The organism is Streptodolium elevatio (genome assembly GCF_053592165.1).
Genome location: NZ_JBSFVE010000086.1, coordinates 1 through 1,151, shown reverse-complemented (window position 1 = coordinate 1,151; position 1,151 = coordinate 1). Strand labels below are relative to the sequence as shown.

The following is a 1,151-nucleotide window of genomic DNA, read 5'->3' as shown; positions in this document are numbered from 1 at the left end:
TATTTCTCTGATATCTTCTATTTTGGTAATCTGACTAAATTTAGATTTCCTGAAATTCATATATTGATAAACTAAACTTTTAAACCTCTTATTTTCTTTTGATTTTTCGAGTATCATACTTATAGCTTCACGAATTTCTTTTCTTGTACTTATAACCCCTTCAATATCATTGGAAGCCTGTATTTCATCTATTAATAAATGGTAAAAAATATTATCTTTGGTAATCTCGGATAGGTTATTCATTAATTTATCAATTTCCCGAGAGTTTTCATTTAACTTATCTTTTAATAAAGATGTTTCTGGTAACACTAAAAAGAATAGTTCTTGTTCTTCTGGTAAGAGGACCTGCATTTTCGGTTCAAAAGATTGTATATATAATCCTGTAAATAAGCAGCTATCACTTTCTTTTCTTTTTTTGATTGTGTTCTCATATTCATCTAAATCATTGTAACTTATAGAGCGCAAGGTTTTATAACTTTTCATGATTTACTTCTCCAATTTTCATTTGATATTTTATCAAATATATTCGGAAATCACAATTCTATTTGATGTTTTATCAAATAGAATATATATTAATAAAATACATTTTAAAGAGTTTCTACTATTATATACATTTTATTTATGGTTCTTGCTGGACTCGAACCAGCGACCGAACGGTTAGCTACCAACTGAGCTAAAGAACCAAAATATGACAATCTGCAGCACATATCTTCGTTATTATATAAGATCTGTGTGGATGGAGCTGCAGATTATCAAGTGTTTGTAAATGAATGTTTTTCTCATCCACTAAAACTATTATAACACACTACTATAAATAATTGACAATTGTCTGAAAAATTGATAATATTTAAATTGTTAGTACTTCTTATTTTTTGCATAAACTAAATTTTTTCTGAAATTGTACTAACACTCATCATCCTCTAGTTGGACTCCTTGAAGTCATCCAGCTAGAGCTTTTTTATTTGAAAAAAGCCACTCCGAAGAATGGCTTGACTCTAGGAATAGGATGAAATCTCACAAACATCCCGACTATATTATAGCATAAAAAAGGCGCCCCAGTTAGGAGAGGGACGCTCGGAGTAAATTTATGAAAAATTATATATTTTTGGGTAAATATAGTATATATATACTTCCTTAACTAGAAAAAAAAG

The 1,151-nt window shown here is 28.8% G+C and carries 2 protein-coding genes and 1 tRNA gene; all 3 read right to left on the bottom strand.

Going from position 1 to position 1,151, the window contains the following annotated elements:
- Positions 1–483 (bottom strand): hypothetical protein (locus tag ACWD12_RS41105; RefSeq protein WP_450103966.1); only part of this gene is annotated, 483 nt, incomplete at its 3' end.
- Between the two features lie 139 nt (positions 484–622).
- Positions 623–683: transfer RNA gene (locus ACWD12_RS41100), tRNA-OTHER, on the bottom strand.
- Between the two features lie 275 nt (positions 684–958).
- Positions 959–1,096 (bottom strand): bacteriophage holin, encoded by a 138-nt coding sequence (locus ACWD12_RS41095; RefSeq protein ID WP_450103967.1) that lies wholly within the window; start codon positions 1,094–1,096, stop codon positions 959–961.
- Positions 1,097–1,151 lie beyond the last annotated feature (55 nt).